At 69.2% G+C, this 25,532-nt stretch carries 23 protein-coding genes and 1 pseudogene; 16 read left to right on the forward strand and 8 right to left on the reverse strand.

Annotation, left to right across the window (positions count from 1 at the left end; translation table 11 throughout):
* Positions 1 to 134: 134 nt before the first annotated feature.
* The 4 genes from OG819_RS16140 (at position 135) to OG819_RS16155 (ending at position 4,389) form a co-directional block, all read left to right on the forward strand.
* Entirely contained in the window at positions 135 to 1,328 is a 1,194-nt protein-coding gene (locus OG819_RS16140; RefSeq protein WP_266433514.1) for an amidohydrolase family protein, read from the forward strand.
* A gap of 7 nt (positions 1,329 to 1,335) precedes the next feature.
* The gene (locus OG819_RS16145) at positions 1,336 to 2,490 is read left to right on the forward strand and encodes an acyl-CoA dehydrogenase (RefSeq protein ID WP_266625667.1); all 1,155 of its coding nucleotides are present in this window, start codon (positions 1,336 to 1,338) and stop codon (positions 2,488 to 2,490) included.
* 10 nt (positions 2,491 to 2,500) lie between these two features.
* Positions 2,501 to 3,430, forward strand: coding sequence for an acyl-CoA dehydrogenase family protein (locus tag OG819_RS16150; protein WP_266625665.1), 930 nt, complete (start codon positions 2,501 to 2,503; stop codon positions 3,428 to 3,430).
* Between the two features lie 476 nt (positions 3,431 to 3,906).
* Positions 3,907 to 4,389, forward strand: coding sequence for an ATP-binding protein (locus OG819_RS16155; protein ID WP_266625663.1), 483 nt, complete (start codon positions 3,907 to 3,909; stop codon positions 4,387 to 4,389).
* Between the two features lie 544 nt (positions 4,390 to 4,933).
* Here the strand turns inward: OG819_RS16155 and OG819_RS16160 are convergent.
* Complete coding sequence (locus OG819_RS16160) at positions 4,934 to 5,860, reverse strand: cyclase family protein (RefSeq protein WP_266650011.1); 927 nt, start codon at positions 5,858 to 5,860, stop codon at positions 4,934 to 4,936.
* A gap of 99 nt (positions 5,861 to 5,959) precedes the next feature.
* Here OG819_RS16160 and OG819_RS16165 point away from each other — a divergent pair, with 99 nt between their 5' ends.
* The 3 genes from OG819_RS16165 to OG819_RS16175 are packed head-to-tail and all read left to right on the forward strand — an operon-like array spanning position 5,960 to position 9,139.
* Positions 5,960 to 6,874 carry an SDR family oxidoreductase gene (locus OG819_RS16165; protein ID WP_266650013.1) on the forward strand — a complete coding sequence of 305 codons (915 nt, stop codon included), beginning with the start codon at positions 5,960 to 5,962 and terminating at the stop codon, positions 6,872 to 6,874.
* 59 nt (positions 6,875 to 6,933) lie between these two features.
* On the forward strand, positions 6,934 to 8,079 hold the full coding sequence (locus OG819_RS16170) for an acyl-CoA dehydrogenase family protein (RefSeq protein ID WP_266650014.1): 1,146 nt from the start codon (positions 6,934 to 6,936) through the stop codon (positions 8,077 to 8,079).
* Between the two features lie 10 nt (positions 8,080 to 8,089).
* Entirely contained in the window at positions 8,090 to 9,139 is a 1,050-nt protein-coding gene (locus tag OG819_RS16175; RefSeq protein WP_266625655.1) for a Zn-dependent alcohol dehydrogenase, read from the forward strand.
* A 29-nt stretch (positions 9,140 to 9,168) separates the two neighbouring features.
* On the opposite strand, the gene OG819_RS16180 is transcribed toward OG819_RS16175, so the two are convergent.
* Positions 9,169 to 10,167: a GlxA family transcriptional regulator gene (locus OG819_RS16180; RefSeq protein ID WP_266625653.1), complete on the reverse strand. Its 999-nt coding sequence runs from the start codon at positions 10,165 to 10,167 to the stop codon at positions 9,169 to 9,171.
* Positions 10,168 to 10,238: 71 nt separating this feature from the next.
* On the opposite strand from OG819_RS16180, the pseudogene OG819_RS16185 reads away from it, so the two are divergent.
* Positions 10,239 to 10,460: pseudogene (locus OG819_RS16185) on the forward strand (MFS transporter); the annotation flags it as partial.
* 134 nt (positions 10,461 to 10,594) lie between these two features.
* Here the strand turns inward: OG819_RS16185 and OG819_RS16190 are convergent.
* On the reverse strand, positions 10,595 to 10,966 hold the full coding sequence (locus OG819_RS16190; RefSeq protein ID WP_266650016.1) for a hypothetical protein: 372 nt from the start codon (positions 10,964 to 10,966) through the stop codon (positions 10,595 to 10,597).
* A gap of 14 nt (positions 10,967 to 10,980) precedes the next feature.
* Positions 10,981 to 12,237: a helix-turn-helix transcriptional regulator gene (locus OG819_RS16195; RefSeq protein ID WP_266650018.1), complete on the reverse strand. Its 1,257-nt coding sequence runs from the start codon at positions 12,235 to 12,237 to the stop codon at positions 10,981 to 10,983.
* 424 nt (positions 12,238 to 12,661) lie between these two features.
* Here OG819_RS16195 and OG819_RS16200 point away from each other — a divergent pair, with 424 nt between their 5' ends.
* The 5 genes from OG819_RS16200 (at position 12,662) to OG819_RS16220 (ending at position 15,937) form a co-directional block, all read left to right on the forward strand.
* Entirely contained in the window at positions 12,662 to 12,784 is a 123-nt protein-coding gene (locus OG819_RS16200; protein WP_266650020.1) for a hypothetical protein, read from the forward strand.
* 76 nt (positions 12,785 to 12,860) lie between these two features.
* Entirely contained in the window at positions 12,861 to 12,998 is a 138-nt protein-coding gene (locus OG819_RS16205) for a hypothetical protein (protein ID WP_169435287.1), read from the forward strand.
* 14 nt (positions 12,999 to 13,012) lie between these two features.
* Complete coding sequence (locus OG819_RS16210) at positions 13,013 to 14,200, forward strand: cupin domain-containing protein (protein WP_266650023.1); 1,188 nt, start codon at positions 13,013 to 13,015, stop codon at positions 14,198 to 14,200.
* Positions 14,197 to 15,102: an aldo/keto reductase gene (locus OG819_RS16215; RefSeq protein WP_266650025.1), complete on the forward strand. Its 906-nt coding sequence runs from the start codon at positions 14,197 to 14,199 to the stop codon at positions 15,100 to 15,102. The genes OG819_RS16210 and OG819_RS16215 overlap by 4 nt, the downstream gene beginning before the upstream one ends.
* A complete protein-coding gene (locus tag OG819_RS16220) occupies positions 15,083 to 15,937 on the forward strand; it encodes a hypothetical protein (RefSeq protein WP_266650027.1) in 855 nt (284 codons plus the stop codon). The genes OG819_RS16215 and OG819_RS16220 overlap by 20 nt, the downstream gene beginning before the upstream one ends.
* Before the next feature lie 68 nt (positions 15,938 to 16,005).
* Here OG819_RS16220 and OG819_RS16225 read toward each other — a convergent pair whose 3' ends face one another.
* The 4 genes from OG819_RS16225 to OG819_RS16240 form a co-directional block, all read right to left on the reverse strand.
* Positions 16,006 to 16,839, reverse strand: coding sequence for a recombinase family protein (locus OG819_RS16225; RefSeq protein WP_266650029.1), 834 nt, complete (start codon positions 16,837 to 16,839; stop codon positions 16,006 to 16,008).
* 375 nt (positions 16,840 to 17,214) lie between these two features.
* Positions 17,215 to 17,493 (reverse strand): hypothetical protein, encoded by a 279-nt coding sequence (locus tag OG819_RS16230; RefSeq protein WP_266650031.1) that lies wholly within the window; start codon positions 17,491 to 17,493, stop codon positions 17,215 to 17,217.
* 637 nt (positions 17,494 to 18,130) lie between these two features.
* A complete protein-coding gene (locus tag OG819_RS16235) occupies positions 18,131 to 18,487 on the reverse strand; it encodes a hypothetical protein (protein WP_266650033.1) in 357 nt (118 codons plus the stop codon).
* Between the two features lie 326 nt (positions 18,488 to 18,813).
* On the reverse strand, positions 18,814 to 20,223 hold the full coding sequence (locus OG819_RS16240) for a recombinase family protein (protein WP_266650035.1): 1,410 nt from the start codon (positions 20,221 to 20,223) through the stop codon (positions 18,814 to 18,816).
* A gap of 14 nt (positions 20,224 to 20,237) precedes the next feature.
* Between OG819_RS16240 and OG819_RS16245 the strand changes: the two genes are divergently transcribed.
* From OG819_RS16245 to OG819_RS16255, 3 genes are all read left to right on the forward strand, one after another.
* On the forward strand, positions 20,238 to 21,434 hold the full coding sequence (locus tag OG819_RS16245) for an MFS transporter (RefSeq protein WP_266650037.1): 1,197 nt from the start codon (positions 20,238 to 20,240) through the stop codon (positions 21,432 to 21,434).
* A gap of 450 nt (positions 21,435 to 21,884) precedes the next feature.
* Positions 21,885 to 23,900, forward strand: coding sequence for a hypothetical protein (locus tag OG819_RS16250; protein ID WP_266650039.1), 2,016 nt, complete (start codon positions 21,885 to 21,887; stop codon positions 23,898 to 23,900).
* Between the two features lie 377 nt (positions 23,901 to 24,277).
* Complete coding sequence (locus OG819_RS16255; protein WP_266652542.1) at positions 24,278 to 25,525, forward strand: IS701 family transposase; 1,248 nt, start codon at positions 24,278 to 24,280, stop codon at positions 25,523 to 25,525.
* The last annotated feature ends 7 nt before the right edge of the window (positions 25,526 to 25,532 follow it).

Below are 25,532 nucleotides of genomic sequence, written 5' to 3' on the forward strand. Positions count from 1 at the left end.
ACAGCTGACGGACAGTCAGATCGTGGCAGAGCGTAGGGCTCGGCGCCTTGTCGGTCCAGGGGTGCGGGACTAGCCTGCTGGGGAAGCAAGTATCTGACGACCCATCAGATATGTACGCCAGGCGGAGGGGAACCATGACCGAACTGCCCCGCATCATCAGCGTCGACGACCACGTGATCGAGCCCGCGCACCTCTTCGAGACCTGGCTGCCGAAGAAGTACCAGGACCGGGGACCCAAGCCCCTCACGGCCGGAATCGGCGAACTCGCCTACGTCGGCGGCAAGTACCAGATCACCATGGACCCGGACGGCCCGCCCACCGACTGGTGGATCTACGAGGACCTCAAGTTCCCGTACAAGCGCAACATCGCCGCCGTCGGCTTCGACCGCGACGAGATGACCCTGGAGGGCATCACGCGCGCGGAGATGCGGCGCGGCTGCTGGGACCCCGTCGAGCGGCTCAAGGACATGGACCTCAACCACGTCGAGGGAAGCCTCTGCTTCCCGACGTTCCCCCGCTTCTGCGGGCAGACCTTCGCCGAGGCGCACGACAAGGAGGTCGCCCTGGCCTGCGTGCGCGCGTACAACGACTGGATGGTCGAGGAGTGGTGCGGCGACAGTGGCGGCCGGCTGATCCCGCTGTGCCTCATCCCGCTGTGGGACATCGAGCTGGCGGTCGCGGAGATCCGGCGCAACGCCGCGCGCGGAGTGAAGGCGGTGACCTTCTCCGAGATCCCCACCCACCTCGGCCTGCCCTCCATCCACTCCGGCTACTGGGACCCGTTCTTCGCGGTCTGCCAGGAGACGGGGACGGTCGTGAACATGCACATCGGTTCCTCGTCGCAGATGCCCGCCGCGTCCCCGGACGCGCCCCCGGCCGTACAGGCCTCGCTGTCCTTCAACAACGCCATGGCCTCGATGATGGACTTCCTCTTCAGCGGGGTGCTGGTGAAGTTCCCGCGCCTCAAACTCGCCTACTCCGAAGGGCAGATGGGCTGGATCCCGTACGCCCTGGAGCGTGCCGACGACGTCTGGGAGGAGCACCGCGCCTGGGGCGGCGTCCGGGACCTCATCCCGGATCCGCCCTCGACGTACTACTACCGGCAGATCTTCTGCTGCTTCTTCCGCGACAAGCACGGCGTCGCCTCGCTGGACGTCGTGGGACGGGACAACGCCACCTTCGAGACCGACTACCCGCACGTCGACTCGACCTTCCCGCACACCAAGGAGGTCGCCCTCGACCATGTGAAGGGCCTCGACGACGAGACGATCCACAAGCTGATGCGCGGGAACGCGATCCGCATGCTCGATCTGGACCTCGACAAGTAGACGGCCCATGGATCTCACGTACACCCCCGAGGAGGAGGAGTTCCGTGCCCGGCTGCGGGAGTGGCTCGCCGGGGTGCTCCCGTCGCTGCCCCCGAAACCGTCCCCGGACGACTGGCCGGGCCGACGGGCGTACGACCTCGGGTGGCAGCGGATGCTGTACGACGCCGGGTACGCGGGGCTGCACTGGCCCGTCGACGCCGGGGGCCGGGGCGCCACGCCGACCCAGCACCTCATCTACCTGGAGGAGACGGAAAAGGCGGGCGCCCCCTACGTAGGGGCCAATTTCGTCGGACTGCTGCACGCCGGGCCGACCATCGCCTCCGAAGGGACCCCCGCACAGCGGGCGCGCTGGCTGCCGCCCGTGCTGCGCGGCGAGGAGGTCTGGTGCCAGGGGTTCAGCGAACCGGACGCCGGCTCGGACCTCGCGGCTCTGCGCACACGCGCGTGGCGGGACGGCGACGACTACGTAGTGAGCGGGTCCAAGATCTGGACCTCCCACGCGGAGGTCGCCGACTGGTGCGAGCTGCTGGTCCGGACGGATCCGGCGGCCCCGAAACACCGCGGGATCTCGTGGCTCGCGATGCCCATGGAGGCGCCCGGGATCACCGTCCGGCCGCTGCGCACCCTTGCGGGCTCGACCGAGTTCGCGGAGGTCTTTCTCGACGAGGTACGGGTGCCCGTCTCCCACCGGGTCGGCGCCGAGAACGACGGCTGGCGCGTGACCATGGTCACCCTGTCGTACGAGCGCGGTACCGCCTTCGTGGGCGAGGTCGTGGCCTGCCGACGGGTGCTGGGGGAGGTCGCGCGCGAGGCCCGGAAGAACGGCCGCTGGGACGATCCGGCGCTACGACGGCGGCTGGGCGGGCTCAACGCCGAGTTCCGCGCGCTGTGGCGGCTCACGCAGTGGAACGTGAGCGAGGCGCAGAGCAACGGGGGAGTGCCGGGGGTCGGCGGTTCGGTTTTCAAACTGAGGTACTCACACGCGCGGCAGGAGCTGTATGACGCCGCCGCCGAGGTTCTCGGCCCCGAGGCGCTGGACCTGGGCCGGGAGTGGACCCTCGACCGGCTCAGCTCCCTGTCGTACACCATCGCGGCCGGCACCTCGCAGATCCAGCACAACATCGTGGCCGAACGGATCCTGGGCCTGCCGAAGGGGCGGTGAGTACTTCCCGGTGGACTTCCAACTCACTGATGATCAACGAGCCTTGAAGGCGGGCGTGCGCGAGCTGCTCGCCGCGCGGTTCGGCCGTGAACGGCTGCGCGCCGCCGTGGACGAGGGGCCGCGACTCGACCGGGCCCTGTGGCGTGAGCTCGGCGAGGCCGGGTTCTTCGCGCTGCGACTGCCCGAGGCGGACGGCGGCGTCGGACTCGGCCTCCCGGAGACGGTGCTCGCCTTCGAGGAGGCGGGGCGGGTCCTGCTGCCCGGCCCGCTGATCGCCACGCATCTCGCGGCGGGCGTGGTGGACGGGGCCGCCACCGGGGAGACCGTGGTGACGGCCGTCGACGGCGGCGGCCTGGTGGAGTGGCTGACGGAGGCGGACGTCGTACGCGGGGACGCCACCGGCGCCGAGCCGCTGAGGTCGGTGGATCCACTGACACCGCTGCACCGGGTACCCGTACCCGAAGGGTCCGGTCTCACCGGCGTGCGCCCCACGGGTTCCACCGGCGCACTCCCGACTGCTTACCTGACTTCGCTACTCACGGCGGCCGAACAACTCGGCGGCGCCGCGCGAACCTGCGAGACGGCGGTGCAACACGCCCGGACCCGCGAGCAGTTCGGGCAGCCGATCGGGGCCTTCCAGGCGGTCAAGCACCTGTGTGCGCAGATGCTGGTGCGGGTGGAACTGGCGCGCGCCGCGGTCTACGCCGCCGCCGTCACGGCCGACCCCGTGGACATCGCGGCCGCCCGTCTGCTCGCCGACGAGGCCGCCGTGCGTGGCGCCCGTGACTGCCTCCAGGTGCACGGCGGCATGGGCTTCACCTGGGAGTCCGACGTCCATCTGTATCTGAAGCGGTCTTGGGCGCGGACCCAACGTGCCGGGATCGCTACGGAGAGTGAGGAATTGTTGGCGGCCGATCTGGTGGCCGGAGTGGGTCGATAGGGCTCTGTGCAGGCACGGTCCGGTACGGGCCGCCATGAATGTCGCGGATCGTGGCATACCGGAATTACGGAGCGTTGATATCGGGTTGTGTCCTACGCGTGACTTGTCACGGCCTGGAGTCGGCGGCGAGCTCCGGTACCTTGTGTGGGATGCGAGTGGTTCTGAGATCGAGCCATCCCGGTGTTGCCCCTGAGGCCGCGCCGGATCCGGCGATGCTCGCCGCTCGCAAGGCGGTGCGGGCCCCCGCGACTGCCTGTTCGACTCCCCAAGGCGAGCGTCGCACAGTATGCCGCACGCGTACTCCTTCGCGCTGGAATATGCCCGAAGCGCTTGTTGGGGTGACTGTACGTCAACCATGCTGTCTCTCAAGGGAATCACGTTCCGTGATCATGGTTCTGGTCATGCAGGTCATGGCCACGATCGTGGCCCTCGTGAGGCGCGAGGCGATGTGTCCGCCGGTTCGGATGGTGTGAGCGGTGCAGGTGCTTCAAGTGCAGCTGGAGATCCGGCCCGACCCCGCGGAGGTGGGGCGAGCCCGGAGGTGGGCCCGTTCGCGGCTTGCGGGGTCCGGGATAGGTGTCGATGAACCGCTCGCCGAGACGCTGATCCTGCTCGTCTCCGAACTCGTGACCAACGCCGTGGTGCACACCGGCTGTCCGGCCGTGCTGCGGCTGTCCCTGCCGGGCGTCCTCGATGGGTCCATCGGCACCGTCCGCCTGGAGGTGGCCGACTCCAGCGCCCGACCCCCGGTGCCCCGGCATGCCGAGGGCGACGAGACCAACGGCCGCGGCCTGGAGTTGGTCGACGGTCTGGCGGACCGCTGGGGATGGAACCCCGAGGGTGCCGGCAAGAGCATCTGGTGCGAGGTCGACCGCTGTACGCAGGGCGCCAGGGCGGGGGTCGCGTATGCGACTTCTTCTTATGAGGGCTTCGCGTACGAGGCGTACGAGGCGGTCTAGTCCGCGTACGACGCCGTGTGGGCGGTCCGGTTCGCGCGGGGCACCGTACGGGCGTTCCGGTTCGCGGGTGAGGCGTACGGGCGTTCCAGTTCGCGTGCGAGGCGTGCGGGCGGGTTCAGTTCGCGCCCGCGCACGCTTCCGTGCCGTTGGTGCGGGGGCACGGTTCGTGCATCTGTGCACGCGTTCCGTTTCCGCGGCCCCGGCCGGGGCCGAGTGCGCCGGGGTGTGCTTCCGTGCGCGCCTTCGCAAAGGGTGCGTAAGTGATAATTCCCCGAACGGGTGTTGACGTGACGTGTCCGTTTGATCACGCTTGTGTTCAGCGATTCGCCGCGAGGGGACGACGAGGGTTTCGGTGACGGGAGCCCTCGGCGAGTGCGGGTCGTGATTCGGCGTCGGCTCCTACAGGGGCAGAGGGAGCAGGGCGGGTACGCCGGAACCGGATGGCGGCGCGCGATGCCGTGCTCGGGGCGCGCAGCGGCGCGCCGCCAGCCGACCCTTTCCCCCGGGGGCTCGGGGGGACTCCGGGGGACTTCAGGGGCTCACCTCAGAGGATGGCGACCGGCGCCACGGGGGTCCCCGTGCCGCCCACGAACGGTTCCGGCATCGCGGACAGCAGGAAGGCGTAGCGATTTTCTTGTCCACAGGCTGTGGACAACTCTTCGAGGTTCCAGTTCTGGCCCTGCAGCATCCCCATCTCGACCAGGTCGAGCGCGTGCACGGGCAGCCACAGGTCGTCGATCTCGGGAGGAAAGACCTCAAAGGTGAGGGTGTCGTTCGCGACGGCCGCGACATCGCGCGCGTGGAACCACTCGGGCGTACGGATCGACAGCCCGGGCGACGGATACCCGTACGCGTGCTTGTCGCCCGCCAGATAGGCCTGGATCTGCCCGGTCCGTACGAGCACGATGTCGCCGGATCGCACCCGTGTGCCCGCCAACTCCTCCGCCGCGTCGAGGTCTTCGGGGGTCACGGCGTGCCCGCCGTCGAGGCGGTCGACGCCCCGCGCGCGCGGGATGTCGAGCAGGACACCCCGCGAGACGATGTGCCGGGGCTTGTCGATGCCGCTGAACTCGGCGCCGCCGTGCGGGGTGATCGTGCCGGCCGGGCGGCCGTTGTAGAGCTTCCCGGAGTGTGAGACATGGGTGAGCGCGTCCCAGTGGGTCGCCGCCTGGAGTCCCAGGGTCACGGCGTCGTCGCTGCACGCGACCGTGCCCGGACCGAAGATCTCCTGGTTGATCTGCACCATGACGTGCAGCGGATTGACCCGCCCGGGGATCATCCCGGTCTGCACCCCGTCCTGCTGGAGGGGGAGCGCGAGCGGAACGCGCCGCCCCGTGCGGACGCAGGCGGCGGCCTCTCGCACCACCTCGTCGGTGATCAGGTTCAGGGTCCCGATCTCGTCGTCGGCGCCCCAACGCCCCCAGTTTTTCACGCGCTTGGCGATGTCGTGGAACTCGACCGGAAGTGACATGAGTCCTCCGCGGGGCTTGTCTCCGGGTATCTGACGGGTCGTAGAATCCGAGGAGACCGAATCTAACGGATCGTCAGAAACTGCGGGAAGGGGCCGGACATGGGGAACTTCTTGGCAGGCAAGGTCGTCGCCGTGACGGGGGCGGGCCGCGGGATCGGCCGCGCTGTCGCGCTCGCCGCGGCGGCCGAGGGCGCACGGGTCGTCGTCAATGACTACGGGGTGTCCATCGAGGGCGCCGAGCCGACGAGTTCGATCGCCGACGCCGTCGTGAAGGAGGTCGAGGCGGCGAGTGGGGAAGCGGTCGCGGTGGCCGACGACATCTCCACGATGGCGGGCGGCCGGCGGGTCGTCGACGCGGCGCTGACCTCGTACGGGCGCATCGACGGAGTGGTGTGCGTGGCCGGCATCCTGCGTGAACGGATGCTCTTCAACATGTCCGAGGAGGAGTGGGACCCCGTCGTCGCCACCCACCTGAAGGGCACGTTCACGGTCTTCCGGGCCGCCTCGGCCGTGATGCGCAAACAGGGCACGGGTACCCTGATCGGCTTCACCAGCGGCAACCACCAGGGCTCGGTCGCGCAGGCCAACTACAGCGCGGCGAAGGGCGGGATCATCTCGCTGGTCCGCAGCGCGGCACTGGGCCTGCACAAGTACGGGGTGACGGCCAACGCGGTGGCACCGGTCGCCCGTACCCGTATGTCGGCCAATGTCCCCATGGAGCTGAAGGAGATCGGCGAACCGGAGGACGTGGCCGCGCTGGTGGTCTACCTCCTCTCCGACCGCGCCCGCGAGGAACGCATCACCGGGCAGGTCTACACGATCGCCGGCCCGAAGATCGCGGTCTGGGCACAGCCGCGGGAGCTGCGCGCCGGGTACGCGGACGGCGGCCCCTGGACTCCGGAGCGGATAGCGGACTTCCTGCCGGGGACCGTGGGTGTGGATCCCATGCCGCTGCTGGAGCAGGTGGAGGCGATGGCGCGGGCGGCGGCGCGCAAGGCGCGGCCGAACGCGTGAGGTGCGGCTGAAAGCGTGGCGTGCCGTTGTTCTGTTGGGCCCGTGGGCGAGGGGGACACATGGAGTTCGGATTCGACGCCGAGGACGAGGCCTTCCGGCGCGCGGCGCGGGACTGGCTGACGGCCCATCCGGTCGGGGAGCCGGTCGTCCGGCAGGACTGGGAGCGGGAACTGGGCCGGGGCGGCTGGATCGGCCTCGGCTGGGCGGAGGACGGCTACGGCAACCGGCGGGCGAGCCTGACCCAACAGGTCGTCTGGGCCGAGGAGTACGCCCGCTCCAAGGCCCCGGCCCGCTCCGGCCACATCGGTGAGAAGCTCCTCGCCCCCACCCTCATCGCCCACGGGACCCCGGAACAGAAAGCCCGCTTCCTGCCCCCGGTCGCCCGTGGCGAGGAACTCTGGTGCCAGGGGTACAGCGAGCCGGGCGCGGGCTCGGACCTGGCGGGGATACGTACGGTCGCGGCACCGGACGGCGACACGTACCGCATCACGGGCCAGAAGATCTGGACCTCGCTCGCCCACGAGGCGGACTGGTGCTTCGTCCTCGCCCGTACGGAACCGGGGTCGACCCGCCACCACGGCCTGTCCTTCCTTCTCGTCCCGATGGACCAGCCGGGCCGCGTCGAGGTCCGCCCGATCCGCCAGCTCACCGGCACCAGCGAGTTCAACGAGGTCTTCTTCGACGGGGCGGTGGCGCGCGCCGAGCACGTGGTCGGCGGAGCGGGCAACGGCTGGCGGGTCGCCATGAGCCTCCTCGGTTTCGAACGAGGGGTCTCGACCCTGGCTCAACAGATCGGGTTCGCCGAGGAGTTGGGGCGAGTGATCGAGACGGCCGTCGCCACGGGCGCGGCGGCCGACCCGGTGGTCCGCGACCGCCTCGTACGCCAGTGGGCGGAGCTGCGCACGATGCGCTGGAACGCGCTGCGGACACTGGGCGGTTCGGGCGACGCGGGCGCGCCCAGCGTCGCCAAGCTGCTGTGGGGCCGCTGGCACCAGCGGCTCGGTGAACTGGCGGTACGGGTACGGGGCGCGCAGGCCGCGACCGGCCCCGCGGACTGGTCGGCCGCGGCCCCGTACGAACTCGACCCCTTCCAGCACCTGTTCCTGTTCAGCCGGGCCGACACCATCTACGGCGGCTCGGACGAGATCCAGCGCACGATCATCGCCGAGCGCGTGCTCGGCCTGCCGAGGGAACCCAAGGGCTGAGGGAGTCGCGATGCGAGGCGTGATCTTCGACGGCAAGCGGACCGAGGTCGTGGACGACCTGGAGATACGGGATCCGGGACCCGGCGAGGTGCGGGTCGCGATCTCCGCGGCCGGACTCTGCCACAGCGACCTGTCGGTCGTGGACGGGACGATCCCCTTCCCCGTCCCCGTGGTCCTGGGACATGAGGGCGCGGGGGTCGTCGAGGCGGTGGGCGTGGGCGTCGGCCATGTCCGGCCCGGCGACCACGTCGCGCTCTCCACGCTCGCCAACTGCGGGGCGTGCGCGGAGTGCGACCGGGGGCGGCCCACGATGTGCCGCAAGGCGATCGGGATGCCGCGGCAGCCGTTCGCGCGGGGCGGGCGGCCGCTGTACCAGTTCGCGTCCAACTCCGCGTTCGCGGAACGGACGGTCGTGAAGGCCGTCCAGGCCGTCCGCATCCCCAAGGACATCCCCCTCCCGTCCGCCGCGCTGATCGGATGCGGCGTACTGACGGGAGTGGGCGCGGTCCTGAACCGCGCGAGGGTCGACCGGGGGGACACCGTCCTCGTCATCGGCACCGGCGGAATCGGGCTCAACGTTCTCCAGGGCGCGCGGATCGCGGGCGCCTTGAAGATCGTCGCGGTCGACGCCAACCCGGCGAAGGAGGCCGTGGCCCGGCGGTTCGGCGCGACGCACTTCCTGACGTCGACGGAGGACGTGAAGGACATCCTTCCCACGGGCGCGGACCACGCCTTCGAGTGCGTCGGTCGCGTCGAACTCATCCGCCAGGCCATCGACCTGCTGGACCGCCACGGCCAGGCGGTCCTCCTCGGCGTACCCCCGGCGACGGCCGAGGCGTCCTTCCTCGTCTCGTCCATGTACCTCGACAAGTCCATCCTGGGCTGCCGATACGGGTCCTCCCGCCCCCAGCGCGACATCGCCCTGTACGCCGACCTCTACCGAGAAGGCCGCCTCCTCCTGGACGAACTGGTCACCCGGACCTACCCGGTGGAGGACTTCGACAAGGCGGCGCAGGACGCGGAGGGGGGGAGGGTGGCGCGGGCGGTGCTGACGTTTTAGGGGGGAGCGCCCCCGTCCCCGTCCCGCGCTCAACGCACGGCCCCGAGAGCCCGGAAGGTTCGGCGATACCCGGTGGGGGTGACCCCGAGCACCGCCTGTAGGTGCTGCCGCATCGACTGGGCTGTGCCGAAGCCGGCGTCCCGCGCGACCTGGTCGACGGACAGGTCGCTGGTCTCCAGCAGGTGCCGGGCCCGTTCGACGCGCTGTTGGGTGAGCCACTGCCCGGGGCTGACGCCGACCTCCTCGCGGAAGCGGCGCGTGAAGGTGCGTACGGACATGGCTTCCTGTTCGGCCATGTCGCGCAGCTGGATCGGCTCGTCGAGGCGGGCCAGGGCCCAGGCGCGGGCGGCGGTCGTGGTGGCTGCCTGCGGCTCCGGCACCGGCCGCTGGATGTACTGCGCCTGCCCGCCGTCGCGGTGCGGGGGTACGACGGTGCGGCGGGCCACGTCGTTGGCGACGGCGGTGCCGTGGTCACGGCGTACGAGATGGAGGCACAGGTCGATTCCGGCGGCGACACCGGCGGAGGTGAGGATGTCGCCGTCGTCGACGAAGAGCACTTCGGCGTCGACCTTGATCTTCGGGAAGAGCCGCTGGAAGTGCTCGGCGTGCATCCAGTGGGTGGTGGCCGGCCGGCCGTCGAGGTATCCGGCGGCGGCGAGGACGTAGCCGCCGGTGCAGATGGAGACGAGGCGGGTGCCGGGGCGGATGTGGGCGAGGGCGGCCACCAGTTCTGGGGTGAGGACGCCTTCCTCGTGGACGGGGCCGAGTTCGTAGGAGGCGGGGATGACGACGGTGTCGGCGGTGGCGAGGATTTCCGGTCCGTTCGCGACGAGGACGGCGAAGTCGGCGTCCGTCTCGACCGGCCCGGGCGGCCGGACCGAGCAGGTGACGACCTTGTACAGCGGGCGCCCGTCCGCGTCGCGTGCCTTGCCGAAGATGCGCTGCGGGATGCCGAGCTCGAACGGCAGCAGCCCGTCGAGGGCGAGGACGACGACGCGGTGGAGAGCGTGCGTACCGTGAGAGGTCATGGCCCGATCCTAATGAATACTGTCCTTCGGGCCACTCGTTCGCGACGGACGCAGACCCGAAGCTCTATGTCGTGACCCAGACAACCGAAGCCGCCTCCCCGGGGGGCGCCGCAGCCGCAGAGGACCCCCACCCCACCGACGCGACCGGCCGCACCGGCTCTAATGCGCCCCGCGTCCGCATCCACCGCGCCTGGTTCGTCGCGGCCGTCACCTTCGTGACGATCATCGGTGCGGCGGCCTTCCGTTCGCTGCCGGGTCTGCTGATCGACCCGCTGCACCAGGATTTCGCGTGGTGATGCTTGGGGGAACCATCACTTGGATGGTGGATGCGTGCACGAGCCTTGTGTGGGCACGCCGAGGTGCTGCGACTCGCCCGCCTGTCCCTCGGCCCCGGGCAACTGACTGAGACCGAGGGGCTCCGCCTTCATCAGCGGTGGCTGAGCACCTTCTCGATTGCCTCGAAGATGTCGGCGTCGGTCTCCTGCTGCCACTTCGGAAGGTCGGGCCAGTCGGCGACGTAGCCGGGCTTCGGGTCCTCGAAGTGCTTGAACATCTGAGCGGTCCAGCAGGTGGCGACGAACCGGCCCTTCTGCTCTCGGGACAACCGGGCAGCGTGGCCACTGCTGATCTCGATGAACTGGCGGACCTGCTCGTAGACAGAGCCTGCGGCCTCGCGCTCCCACTGGGGGGTGTCGTCCCACGGGGTCACGTAGCCGGGCTTCGGCTCGCCTGGGAAGTGCTGGTGCACTCCTTCGATCCAGGCTTCCCGGAACACTCGTGCGCCTTCGATCTGCGACATGCCAACCCCTCTCGTCACGGCGTGCTCAGCGTGGCGATCTCCGCCCCCAGCTCCGCTACGCGGTGGTCCTTGCTCAGGGGGCCCAACTCATCGCACAGGGCTTGGAGTCTACGGGCGATGTACCCGGATGATGATGCTTGGGCCAACTGGACGGCCTCCCGTGCGTACGTCATGACTTGTTCCGGATCACGCCGCTTCGCACCGACGACAGCAAGATCGGTCAGTACAGCACCCCTGCGCCGGTACGACTGCCCGGAGGCAAGGGCGGTCTGGGCCAGGGCCTTCTGCAAGGCCTCCTCCGCCAGGTCGAGGCGGCCAAGCTGTACGTAGCGCGCTCCCCGTTCTTCGGCCAGCCGCGTGCCATCGAAGCGCAACCAGCCACCGTTGGTGCTGCCCGTGGTCAGGTCCCTTACTTCCTCGGCCTTGCCCAATGCGCGCTCACATTCGGTCAGGTCGCCCAGGCCGGCGTACGCCTCGGCTTGGACCGCAGCGACCCACTGACGGGTGGCGAGGATGCTGTCCCCTCGCTGCGCCAGTCTTTCCGCCGCTACAAGGACCTGCGCCGCCTGACGGTAGCGCTGCTCGGACATGTCCACGTAGGCGTGCCGTACGAGGGCGCACGCCCAGAGGTCGTAGGCTCCGGCGTCCTTACTCACGGACGCCGCCAGGGAGTACGAGGCTGCCGCGTCGGTGTAGCGGTTGGCATCGAAGGCAACTTCTCCAGCCAACTGGAAGAGGTCGGCTGCCGCGTTCAGGAGTGGCCTGGAGTTGCCTCGGGTGTCCGCTGCCAGGGCTTCGTTCAGCGTGGCGAGCTGGTCGCGGACGACGGGGTAGACAGAGCCCTTGGAGCGGGCCAGTTGGTAGACCTGCCACAGGTGGCCGTTCATCCGCAGGAAGTCGGATGGTGCGCCTCTGCGCACCCCGTCTGTGAGGGCTTCGGCCTCATCCAGCGGCAGGGCTGCGAGGGCTCCACTGACAGTGAGGATGCGGAGGAATTCGCGGCGGATCATTTCGTCGGGGTCTCCCGCGCCTGGGTGGTCACTGGACTGCTGCCCTGTGGCCTCCTGGCTGGCGGCTCGTGGCTGCGGCAGGAGGGCGTCAAGCTCGATGAGAGTGACTTCGAGGGCACTGGCCAAGCCCCGTCGTTGGGGTGGCTGGGGTTCGATCCTGCCGCTCTCCCAGCGTCCGACCGTTGTGCGGTCCACGCCAAGTAACTCGGCCAATTTCTCCTGACTGTAACCCAGGGTCTTGCGCCGTCCCGCCAGCCCCATGACGCCCCTCTTCCCGTGACCTGAACCCACGGCGTTCCCGTGCACGGATGTGCATCAAGAGTGCCGCATTGATGCCGTGGAGGGCTCAGACTCCGCGCGCTTTCCTTGGTGTTGTCGCAAGCGGACACGGAAGAAACCTGCGGAAGGGTGCGGACATGGCAGCGCAGAACGGCATGGCGCGTGATGGTCTCGGTTCCTCTCAGGCCCGGGGCCTCGGAGCTGACCCTCGCGTTCTCATGACGCTTCGCGTGTCCCGTGATTCCGGTCGTACCTGGCAGCAGAGCACGAGCGTCCGAGAGGGCGACCCGTTCGTCATCCTGTCCGATCCGGGCCGATACCCGCCCTGCGGGTGTGCCCGATGCACGGGCCACAACGCACTGTCCGCCACTTCGCTCCGCCCGGCTGACATCGAGCCGAGGACGGCGTGAGGTCTGGCTTACAGAACTGGGTGCTGCGCCGCTTCGGCCGGTACGCAGGTCCGCTCTACCTGGCCATGGTCCTCGGCGGCTCGGCCGTGTTCCTCGCCGGAGCCCTTGCGACGCGGTAGCTGCCTCGAAGGCTGCTGCCTCCCGTTCCTCCCGCCGGATTCCCGGCGGGTGTTTCCGAGTAGAGAGGTAAGTCCGATGGTGGAAGAGAACACCGGTTCGGTGGCCCCCGAGGGGGGTGGCCTGCTCGTCGCGAAGCGCAAGATCGTGGCCGCGCGGACGCGTGCCGAGCAGGAGTCGGACGTCAGTAGCGGGCGTTCTGACGGCAACGACTGACGGGGCTGCCCACGATGCTTGATGCCGCCTCGTGGGCGGGGCGTCTGGGCGGGGACACGTTCCTCGCCCAGACGTACCACCGCTCCTACGCGCACTTCCCCGGCACCGCCGACACGGCGGGCCTGTTCTCCTGGGACGACCTGAACCGGATTATCGCCACGCAACGACTGGAGCCACCCCGGCTGCGCCTGTCGATGGATGGCGAGATGGTTCCCCTTCACCGCTACGCGATCCCAACCACGAACCGCCGCGCGGTCACCTGGTCTCGCATCCAGCCGGCCGACTTCCACGCCCAGCTCAAGGACGGGGCGTCGCTGGTCCTCGATGCGGTCGAGAAGATCCACCCGGTGGTGGGTGCGGCTGCCGAAGGTCTTGAACGGTTCCTCGGCACGTCCGTGCAGGCCAACGCGTACGCCTCCTGGACTGATCGCGAAGGCTTCGGCCTGCACTGGGACGACCACGATGTCGTGGTGGTGCAGGTGCACGGCTCGAAGCGGTGGCGCTTGTACGGCTCCACACGCGAGGCTCCGACCTTCCGGGACGTGGAGTCGCCAGACAGGCCCGAGGGCGACCCCGTGGCGGACATCGTTCTCGCCCCCGGTGACGTGCTCTACCTGCCACGCGGTTGGTGGCACGCGGTCACGGCTGACCAGGGGACGGAGTCGCTTCACCTGACGTTCGGCATGGTCCCGCACACGGGTGCGGACCTCATGCTCTGGGTCGTGGATCAGCTCCGGTCGTCCCTCGCTCTGCGCAGGGACATCCCCCGGTTTGCCTCACTGAGTGAGCACTCCGACTTCATCGCCGCGCTACGCGGTGAGGTGCTGAACGAACTGGCCGATCCCCGGTTGGTGGAGCGGTGGGCGGAGTCCATCGACACGACCGACCTGGGGCATGCGATTCCCTCTCTGCCCTACGTGGACGGGCTGCCCGCACGTCCGGAGATCACGGTCAAGCTGACCGCCCCTCGGGGCCGCCTGACGGCGAACCCCGCCCACAGCACGGTCACGTTCTCGGCGGCCGGTACCGCCTGGGACTTCGCCGAGTCGGCCACGCCCGTCCTCGGTACGCTGCTGACCGGTCAGCCGACCACGCTCGGCGAGATGGCCGACTCCGCCGGACTGGAGATCAAGGACGTGGCCGAGCTGGTCTCCGCCCTCATCGAGGGCCATGCCGTCGCGGTCGTGGGGACCGCGCTGTGACCGCCGCCCTCTCCCTGGGGACATACCGCGTGCGTGCCGTCAGTCAGGCGGCACGCACCGCCCTGGCTGCCGGTAGCCCCTGGGTGGACACAGCACCCAACTACGCCCACGGTGGAGCACACGAGGCGCTGCGCCCGGTTCTCGGCGAGTACCCCACCGTTCGGGTGGCCACGAAGACAGGGTTCTTCACGGAGGAGCAGGGGCGCACGGCGCTGGCTGAGGGCGCGCTTACTCGGGAGGAGGCGGCCGGTAGGCACAGCCTTGAACCGGGCTTCGTTCGCTGGCAGACGGAGCGTTCGTTGGGCGCACTCGGCCGCGCCGACCTGGTGTTCGTGCACAACCCTGAGCACCACGGGCACGGCCTTGACCGTGCCGCTCTGCACTGGCGTGTGCGGGAAGCCTTCACGGCGTTGGAGGAGTTCGTCCATGCGGGCAGGATCGGCGGGTACGGCGTCGCCACCTGGACGGGCCTGACCTCCGAAGCGTTCACGGTTCCCGAGTTGCTTGGGCTCGCCCGACAGGCGGCGGGTTCCGCCGAGCACCACTTCACAGGGTTGCAGATGCCCGTCAGTCTGATCATGGATGACCTGATCAGGCAGGCACTCGACGGCGGCGGACCGCTGGTGCAGGCGAAGGACGCGGGGCTGATCACGTTCGGCTCCGCCCCTCTGCACGGCGGCGAACTGCTGGATGCCATGACACCTGAACTGGTGAACTTCATCCGTCCCGGCCTGTCGGCCGCAGCCGCTGCCCTGCTGGCTGCCGGATCGTGCCCCGGCCTCGATGTCGTCCTGACTTCCGCGAGCACCCGCGAACACTGGGACGATGCGGCGAAGGCTCTGGCTGCGCCCCTGACGGCCGAGGAACTGAGGAGGGTGACCGATGAACTCGCCGCCGAGTGAGGACGTACAGACGCTGATGGAGGCTGCCCACGACAGGGCGGCGAAGGCTCTGGGTCTCACGTGTACGGGTCCGCTGGCCTGGGGGTTCCAAGGGGTGACCCTCGGTCGGCAGGCGGGGGAGCGGTGGCTACGGGTGGGCCGGACGGCCAGGAGGAACGAAGGCAGGAAGCAGGGGGAGGGCATCGTGGGTGCCTCCCTGCTGGTGCCTGACGCGGTCCCGCGCCCGAGCCTGTACGAGGTGCACGACTGGACTGACGGGGAGTGGGCCTTCGAGGCCGAAGTCCTCGACTACGTGACGCACCCCGTCGTGTCCCCGGAGCGGGCCGACCTGGACCGCGACCCCGGCTTGCCTGACGAGTGGTGGGCCGACCTGCGCCGAGCCCTGGCCCTGCTCGCTGAGGCGGAGGGAGTAAAGGTCACCGTCCGGGACGGGTGGATCGAACGCGCCTTCCCCCAGTTCCTCGGCATCCCTGCCCCGGCCAAGGTGGAGCGGGTGACCGGTCATGGTGACCTGCACTGGGGCAACCTCACGACCATGCCCCTGACCCTGCTGGACTGGGAGCGGTGGGGCCTGGTGCCCTACGGCTACGACGTGGGTCTTCTTCACGCGAACAGCCTGCTCGTTCCCGATGTGGCGGACCGCATCCGGCTGGAGTTCGCTTCGGTCCTGGACACCCCAGCCGGCCGAGTTGGGGAGCTTGCGGCCCTGGCGGAGATGCTGCAAGCGGTAGCCCGTGGCTGGTACCCGGACCTAGCCCCGCACCTTCTCGCTCGGGCGGAGTCACTCACGGGCGTTCGGCCGCCGGTTCCCCTTCACTCAGAGGTCAGCGCCTGACAGGCCCGCGCATGACAGCGGCCCCCGACGTGATGCCGGGGGCCTGCCTGTGTCCCTGTGCGCCTGCCTCAGGCGCTCTCTCCCAGGTGGCGGTACAACGTGGCGCGGCCGATTCCCAGAGCCTTGGCGATGGCTGTGACGCTGTCTCCCTTGGCGTGCCGGGCACGGGCTACGGCGAGCTTGTCGTCATCCAAGACGGACGGCCGCCCACCGACGTTGCCCTTGCGGGCCGCAGCCTCCAACCCTTCCAACGTCTTCTCCCGGATGCCCTCCCGCTCCACCTCTGCACTCACGGCGAGCACGGCGAACACGATGGCACCCGCCCCGTTCGGGTCGTACACACCCTGAAGGGGACCGGACAGGAGTTCCAGTTGGATGCCGTCCGCCTGAAGGGTGGAAGACAGAGTCATCAGCTCTGCCGCACTGCGGGCAAGCCGCTTCATTTCGACCACGGTCAGGATGACCGGCTGATTCGGCGCGGCTGCCTTGATCTCCCGTGCCAGAGTGAGCGCCTTCTCCAGTTCCGGCCGCTCCTTCACACGGGTGCTGATCTTCTCCGAGAAGACTCGGGTGCAGTCGGCACGGGCAAGCATGTCCAACTGGGACTGGAGTTCCTGTCCAACGGTTGAGCAACGGGCGTAGCCCAGTCGGATCGCTGCGCCCGGTATCGCGTCGGGTACCTGCGGAACGGGAACGCCTGCCGTCCATGCCTTGCCGGGGTTGCGGTCGGCCGGAGTCTTCACGGTCAGTTCTGCCTTGAGCGCGGGCACCAGGGCGAAGCGGCCCGTGTGGTAGTTCGCTGCCACCTTGCCCGTGGTCGTGCGGCAGGGGCTACCGGCGGGGGCTTCGCACTTCGGGCAGGCGTGGCGTTCGACCTGTGCGGCCGGGGTGTTCGTGGTCATGACGAGACCGTCTCACAAACGTGTCCCGAAAGTCAGCGATGAGGGCGGTTTTTCGGGACGGGTTACGAGACAGCCGAGCGTGGGCGAAACGGACACGCCCCGAGCCTGGTCCGTCTGTCCCGAAAACGAAGGTTTACGAGACGGCCCCGGTGAGTGAGACAGACACGAGCATCGGACCGACCTGTCCCGTCTCCGTCGATCTGGTCCGCGTCTCAAGGGATCTGGTCCGATTCGTTCGTGGCGGACCAGATCGCCTGAGACGAGCAGGTCAGATGCGGCGGACACCTGTTCGCCGTGTCCGTGAAGTCCGTTCGCGGACCTGATCGTCTGAGATTTGCCTCAGCCGGGCGTCTCAATTGATCTGGTCGTCGCAGGTCAGCACCATGGCTCCGGACCAGATCCTTCGAGACGGGACACGACCGCCTTGCTCCATGCCTCGCCGCGCGAGACGGCCGCCTGTCCCTCGGTGCGTACAGCCTCGACCACGGGGGCGAGGAACGTGGTGTGCCAGTACTGCGCCGTCTCGGCTGTCATGCCGCTGGTCCCGACTGCTGTCCTGACCCGGGCTTCCAGTACCGCCGCACCCTCTTGGGTGTCCGCCCCGGTCCACTCGTCTGCGTGCTCGCCTATCAGCGCCCAAGACATCTTGATCATGGCCCGCATCGCAGGGCGACGGCGGTGGGATGCGAAGGCCCAAGGGGTGGGGGTATGACCCCCGAAGGGGGCCTTGCCCGACCGCCACGTCTTGGCAGCTCAAATCCTGCCACGGTTCCAGACCCCGTCAGGGCAGCGGCGGAGCGAGGCTACGGCAAAGAAGATGCAGGTAGGAGGGCTGCGCCCGGCTTGGCCGGCGCTCAGGGACTGCACAAGAGTGAAGCCTTTTCGGGGCTTGCCGTCTGCTGCCTCCCGTTGTGGCCGCGTAGCGGCCCCTTGCCCGAGCGCCTTGCCTTGGGCCTTGGGAGTGGGGCGCGGCAGCGCCCCCACTTGACCAACTCCCTGGTCTTCCTGATGTCGGCCCCTCCGGGCCGCTCGTGCGAAGTGTCATCCGGTTGTGCGGCCGGAGGCCGCGCCTGCTGCTTGGTTCTCTTCGCCGCTGCCCTTGCGACTGGGGGCGCTGCGCGCCCCACTTCTCCTTGCCGGTGACGTAAGTACGTACGTGGCTTCTTTCTGACGGCTCCTTCGGGGCCGCGCTGTGAGGCCAAAAAGACAAGAGAAGACGCGAACGTTTCCGCAGGTGAGATGCCGTCTCGGTACACGCGCGGCGTGCGCTGGCTACACGCGAGAGATGTAGTCACCGATCGAGGTGCAAGCGGCACGGCACGGGTGCGCCCTTCCTCTTCTGGAAGACGTGAGAGGGGAGGACAAGGCAAGCGGCCCCCGATCGGGGCGAGACAAGCTCCAGTTCCTTGGCGCGGGCCAGGGCGTTGTTCGTGCTCTGGTCGGACAGGGGCTTGCCCTCCTTGCCGAGCAGCGCGGCGAGCTTGCCGGGGCCGAAGCTTGCGTGTCCGTGGCGGTCGGCCCAACCGAGGGCCGCGAAGTGGATGCGGTAGGCAAGCTGGTGTCGGAGGTCTTGGGCCATGCGCTGGTACTCGCGCTGAGATACACCGCCCCACGGGCGGCCAGGGCCGAAGCTGATAGTGCTGGTCAAGGGGACGACCTCCCGGCGGCGGCCGAGGGCAGCGCGTGGCTGTACCTCGGCAGGTGAGTGGAAGTCGCGCAGTACCGTCCTGCGCTTCGGGGTGCCCTCGGCTTCCCCTGCCAGCCCCTTGGGATGGCGGCCCCTTCACGGAGTGGCCAGCTCTACCGGCGTCACACGACGGGAGCTACGGTGTCCGCTCCTCGAAGGAGCGGGAGGATCTTCTTACATGGCCGCTTGCTCGGTCGTCAACTGTGCCGGCCGAGCCCCCGCCTCGCTGGCCAGACATGACGAAGCCCCGCTCTCGCGTGAGAGCGGGGCCAGTCGAGCGAGGCAGGCTACGCGTCGGGGTCGTCGTCGGCGGTGTGGTTCCAGTCCACGGACATGTAGTCGTCCACGGTCATCTTCGCCGCCTTCTTGAAGCCGTTCGAGTGCATCGTGATCGTGGTGACGAACTTGACCCACGCTCGACGTACGGGGAGTGGAGCGTTCGGCCAGTCCTGAATCAGGCCAGCGATGCCAGACACGGGATCGATCGGGGGGAGGCCGGTAACACCGGACAGCTTTTCGTCGATCGTGTTCAGCCTGGCCCGGATCGCCTCGGTACCGGCCGTCATCTGCGACAGGGTGATCGATCCCGAAGCGTAGGCCAGAGCCAACCCGTCGAGCCGCTCCCGCAGGGTCTGCGCTTCCTGGTGAAGGTGAGCCGAGTCGTCTCCCTGCTCCTGTCGAGCGCCGAGGACCCAAGGCAGGAAGTCGGGGAAGACGATCCGCGCCAGGACAGCGTTACCAGCTCGCGTGTCGGCCAGCTCTCGGGGCACGCGCACGTGCTTCTGTCCGCAGCGGTAGACCGGTGTCCCTCGGTACATGCCGCCTCGCACGGTCTCCCCGCAACGCCCGCACGTGGCCAGTCCGGCGAGCAGGGTCTGAGGGGCCGAGCCGGTACGTGCGCCACCCGTGAACCGCTTGGGATTCGTCAGTGCCGACACGACGGCGTAGTGCGTCGCCTCGTCCAGGATCGCGGGCCACCGGCCCTCGCCCATCACCTCGCCCCGGTAGGTGGACTGAGCGATGTACCGAGGGGAGATGAGGACCTTCTTCACCCCGCCTACGCCCCACCCCTTCGCTTCGCCCTTCGCAGTGCCGGACGACGAGCGAGGAGCGAGCAGGCCGAGGCCGGTCCAGTAGCGGGCGACAGCCGCCAGGGTCTCGCCCTGAAGAACCATCTCGGCGCCCTTGCGGATCGCTTCCGCCTCGTCCTCGACCACGGTCACGTAGTCGTCGGCGTATCCGAAGGTTCGCAAGCCCGCCTTGTGCGGCTTGCCGTTCTTCGCCGCCTGAAGATTCGACGCCTTCTGCCGTAGCGCCTTCTGCTCGCCTTCGTACTCCGCCCACGCCGTAACCGTCTTGGCCGTGGCTCGACCGGCCGGAGTCGCGAGGTCAAGGTGTCCGGCGTGGATGGCATGGACGTTGATCCCGAGTGCGATCACTCGCAGCAGGTCTTCCGTCTTGCGTACGAGCCGGTCAGTGTGCCAACAGAGGATCGCGTCCGGCTTGGACGCCAACAGCCGCTCGAACCCCGGTCGCACCTTGCCCGAGGTGGCGCTGACGTCGTTGTCCGCGATTACCTCTCGTACGGTCCAGCCACGGGCTGCGGCGAACGCCCGACACTCGTCCTCCTGCCGCTGAACGCCCAACTCGTCGCCGTGCTGATCGAGGCTGAGTCGTACGTAGATGGTGACGTCCACCTGTCCTGCCCCCCTTGTTCCTGCTCACCGTGCTGTGTGCCCCAAAGTTTTACCACGAGTTCCACTGGTCGCGCGGCACGATCGGCGCGGCGGTGTCCCTCAACCTCGCGCTGTACGGGCTGACGGCGCCGTTCGCGGCGGCGCTGATGGACCGCTTCGGTATCCGGCGCGTGGTGGCGGTCGCCCTGATGGTGATCGCGCTCGGTTCCGGCCTGACCGTGTGGATGACGGCGGCCTGGCAGCTGCTGCTCTGCTGGGGCCTGCTGGTCGGCCTGGGATCCGGTTCGATGGCGCTGGCCTTCGCGGCGACGGTCACCAATCGCTGGTTCACGGCACGCAAGGGCCTGGTCACGGGCATCCTGACGGCGGCCTCGGCGTCGGGTCAGCTGATCTTCCTGCCGCTCCTGTCCTGGATCGTCACGGAGCACGGCTGGCGCCCGGCCGCGGTGACGGTGGCCCTAGCGGCGCTCGCGGTCGTCCCCTTCGTATGGCTGCTGCTGCGGGACCACCCGGCGGACGTGGGCGTGAAGCCGTACGGGTCGGCGGAGTTCGTACCGAAGCCCGCGCCCGTACAGGGCGCCGCCCGGCGCGCGGTGACGGTCCTGCTCTCCGCCGTCCGCACCGGCCCGTTCTGGCTGCTGGCCGGCACCTTCGCGATCTGCGGCGCCTCGACGAACGGCCTGGTCCAGACGCACTTCGTGCCCGCGGCCCACGACCACGGGATGCCCATCACGGCGGCGGCCTCGCTGCTCGCGGTGATCGGGGTCTTCGACGTGGTCGGAACGGTCGCCTCCGGCTGGTTCACCGACCGCTTCGAACCGCGTCGGCTGCTCGCCGTCTACTACGCCCTGCGCGGCGTCTCGCTCCTGTTCCTCCCCATGCTCCTCGCCCCGTCCGTCCACCCTCCGATGATCTTCTTCATCGTCTTCTACGGCCTCGACTGGGTCGCCACGGTCCCGCCCACCCTCGCCCTGTGCCGCGAGCAGTACGGGGAGGACAGCGCCATCGTCTTCGGCTGGGTCCTCGCTTCCCACCAGATCGGCGCCGCCCTCGTCGCCTTCCTCGGTGGTGTGGCGCGGGACGTGTTCGGCTCGTACGACATGGTCTGGTACGCGTCGGGCGCGCTGTGCGCGGCGGCGGCCCTGATGTCGCTGGTGATCCGACGGCGCCCCGTGGCGGGCACACCCGCGCTTCCCGCGGCGGCCCACTGAGCCAGCGGCGGCCCACTGAGCTAAAGGAACCGCCCCTTGTGGAACAGCGGCGGCGCGACGTCGTCACCGTCGTTCGCGCCGAGCGCGTCCACTGGTCGCGGACCATGCCTACCCGATCGAGGACTTCGACAAGGCGACGCAGGATGCGGGGGAGGGGGGTGGCCAGGGCGGTGCTGACGTTCAAGGGAGCTCGGGGTCTTCGTCTCTCCACGGAGGCACTTCAAGTTTTCCTCCCCGACGAGATCCGCATGCCGTTGCCGTCCGCCGATGGCGCGGAGCAGCGACCAGGCATTCACCAACGGAAGATGAATTTTTCCTGTGGGCCAGGTGTACAACTCTTCACCTTCTTTCGGAGTCGAACTGGCGTACACCAGGTCGCCCCTCCGGGCGAACTTCTCGGAAGAGGAAGTCCTGCCCATGATGATCCGTCGGTTGTGTGGAGTCCTACGCGTGCGCGGGGTGATCGACCTGCTCCTTGTGCTCCTGCTCGGCGTCGGTTTCGTCGCGCTGCCGGTTTTCGCCCTGCTGCCGTCCCCGTGGGGTTTCGCGGCGGCGGCGGCCGTGACGTATGTGGTGGACGAGGTACTGCATGTACGCGCTCCGAGTTTCGTGCGCCGGCTGGCGGCGCTGCATCTCGATCGCACCATGCGGTTCGCGGTTCGTACGGTGATGCTGCTCGCGCTGGCCAGCCAGATGGACGCGCCGGGCGTGGTGCTGGTCACGGCCCTCGCCGTCTTCAGCGGTCACTTCGCGATGATGATGCTGTACACGGCGGTGCACCACGCCATCCGCCGGCGCCGGGTGCTGCCGCTGGTGGTGCGCAACCTCGACCTGAGCGAGCTGCCGATACCGCAGCAGCCGCCCGCCGTACTGTACAGACGCCACTTGCGCAAGCTCCTCCACCTGGACCTGCCGGCCCACGCCGGGCTCCTCGCCGCGCTCATCGCCGGCACCTGGGAGCCGGCCTACGCGGGCTTCGCGCTCACCGTCGGTGTGACCGTGGCGGCTGTCCTCGCGCTGCTGGGTCAGTACCGCAGGGTGCGCCGGATGCCCGCACGGGACGAGGTGTTCGCCGAGGTCAACCGCCAACTGGAGGGATATCGACCGGAGGTGGCGCTCTATTTCAGCTTCGCGGCCGTCTCCCGTGACTTCATGTACCAGGTCAACATGTGGATCGAGACGCTCGAGCAGCTCGACCTGCGCCCGGTGATCATCCTTCGGGAGCGCGCCTCGTTCCGCTACCTGAGCCGTACCTGGATCCCGGTGGTCTGCGTGCCGAAGGCCGACGACCTGGCCGAGCTCGAACTGTCCGGCGTCCGGGTCGTGTTGTATCCCGGCAACGCGGGCAAGAACGTTCACATGCTCCGCGTGGCCGAGGCCAAGCACGTCTTCATCGGGCACGGCGACAGCGACAAGCTCGCCAGCAGCAACCGGGTCAGCAAGGTGTACGACGAGATCTGGGTGGCCGGCCGCGCGGGCAGGGACCGCTACCAGCGGGTGCGGCACGCGATCAGTGACAGCGCGATCGTGGAGGTGGGCCGCCCGCAGCTGTCCCCGATCCGCCTGCACGCCGAGCACGTCCCCGGCCCTCTGCCCGTCGTCCTCTACGCGCCCACCTGGGAGGGCTGGAGCGACGACGACTGCCACACCTCTCTGATCCCGATGGGCGTGCCCCTCATCGAGAAGCTCCTGACGGAGAACGTACGGATCGTCTACAAGCCGCACCCGCTCACCGGCAAGCGCTCGGCCGAGGCGGCGGCCGCCGACAAGGCGATCCGCGAGCTGCTGCGTGCCGACAACGAGCGGCGCGACCCCGCGGAGGTGGAGGCCGCGGTCGCCGCCGTACGGCCCCGGCTGCGGGAGATCCAGGCCCGCCTCGACGAACTGGCCGGCCGACACGGCGGCGACGACGCCGAGCAGATGCGCGAGGCCCGGGTTCCCGACCGCGCCGGGGCGGCCGAGTGGCAGGAACTGCGCGCCGAGTGGCACCGGATCTTCTGGGAGAGCCAGGGCGCTGTCTGCCACAACGTGATCCTCAATCAACTGCCGAACCTCTACGAGTGCTTCAACCAGGCGGACATCCTCATCAGCGACGTCTCATCGGTGGTCGCCGACTTCGTGGCCAGCCTCAAGCCGTACGTCCTCACCAACGCGCGCGACCTGCCCGACCACGAGTTCCGGGCTGCCTACACCACTGCGGGCGGCGCCTACCTCCTCGACCGCGAGTGCACCCGCCTCCCGGAGATCCTCGACTCGGTCCGCGCTCCGCACACCGACCCGATGGTCCTCGACCGCCGTACCCTGAAGGAGTACGTCCTGGGCCCCGACCATCCCACCTCCATGGAGCGCTTCAACTCCGCCACCAACGCCCTGGCCGCGATGGGAGAGGCGGAGCGGGCCGAAGCGGCGATGGAGGCGCACCAGGCAATCTCCGCGACGGCGCTGCGGCGGACCGGGCTCGGGTGACACGAGCGCGACGGCACACGGCCCCTTCGGCCGGGCTGTGTGCTCTGCCAGCTGCTGGTCGGCCGCCCGCCGTTCGAGGCCGACAGGGCAACTGCGCTCCTCTACCAGCGCGTCGAAGCCGCGCCCGCACCGTCCGCACACGCCGGCTGCCTACTGCCCCGGCTTTTTTGGAGCCCATCTGCTCGACATGCCCGCGAAGCCACATCAAGCCCGCACAGAAACCCGGCAGCGACAGGTAGAGCGCCCAGACGCTTCTCCACCACAGAGGTGACCACGCATTGTTGCCTGCCGCGGCACTAGTAGGGCTTTGTTACGTACCCTGGTTGATCGTTCCGAGGTAGTCTCGTGATGTCCTGTCAGGTGTGACACCTGAGGAGATGGACGAGATCCGCCCCCGCTTGGAGGCGTTCGCAGCCGAGATGCTCGGCACGGTGAAACGCCGGGACCAGCGGGCCAAGGGCGAGCTGTACGTGCGTGGGCTGATGCTGGACGGCAAGCGCAAGTCGATGCAGCCGATGGCCGAGCGTCTGGGCGTGGACCACCAGCAGCTGCAGCAGTTCATCTCCTCCTCCACCTGGGACTACGTCGAGGTGCGGCGCCGGGTCTCGCGGTGGGCAGCGGCGCACATCACCCCGGAGGCGTATGCGATCGACGACACGGGCTTCCCAAAGGACGGGTACGACTCCCCTGGGGTGGCCCGGATGTACTGCGGCGCCTTGGGCAAGCGCGGAAACTGCCAGATAGCGGTCAGTGTCAACTTGGTCAGCGACCACGCCTCAGCGGCCGTCAACTGGCGGCTGTTCATCCCCGACAGCTGGGACGACGCCGCATCCGGGGACGACCCGCTGCTGGCCGAGGCGATCCGCCGACGCCGCCAGCGGGCGGGCATCCCCGACCAGGTCCGCCACAAGGAGAAGTGGCGCCAGGCGCTGGAGATGCTCGACGAGGTCCGCGGCCAGTGGGAACTGCCCGGTCTGCCGGTGGTCGCCGATGCCGGTTACGGCGATGCCACCGGCTTCCGCCTGGGCCTGACCGAACGCGGTCTCGCCTACGCGGTCGCCGTCAAAGGAACCACCACCGCCTACCCCGGTGAGGCGTTGCCCGAGCGTCCGCCCTACAGCGGCCGCGGCCGCCCGCCCCGGCCCGCCTACCCGATGCCGCACAGCACCCTGCGTGACCTCGTCCTGGCCGCCGGGCGGGGCGCCGCCCGCACCGTCACCTGGCGCCAGGGCACCAAGAGCGGTCCGCGCAACCCACGGGCCGACATGCGCTCGCGCTTCGTGGCCATGCGCGTGCGCCCGGCCAACCGCGACATCCCCCGTGACCTGGACGGCAGTCTGCCCGAGTGCTGGCTGCTGGCCGAATGGCCACCCGGCGCCGCCGAGCCCACCGACTACTGGCTCTCCACCCTGCCCGCCGGCACCCCGCTACGCGAACTCGTCCGTATCGCCAAGATCCGCTGGCGGGTCGAGCACGACTACCGTGAGCTCAAGGACGGCCTCGGCCTGGACCACTTCGAAGGCCGCAGCTACCTCGGCTGGCACCGGCACGTGACCCTGGCCGCCCTCGCCCAGGCCTTCTGCACCATGCTCCGCCTCGACCCAAAAGTCCCTGCGCCGGCCTGACCCTCTA

The sequence above is a fragment of the Streptomyces sp. NBC_01549 genome (assembly GCF_026339955.1).
Lineage (GTDB): Bacteria > Actinomycetota > Actinomycetes > Streptomycetales > Streptomycetaceae > Streptomyces.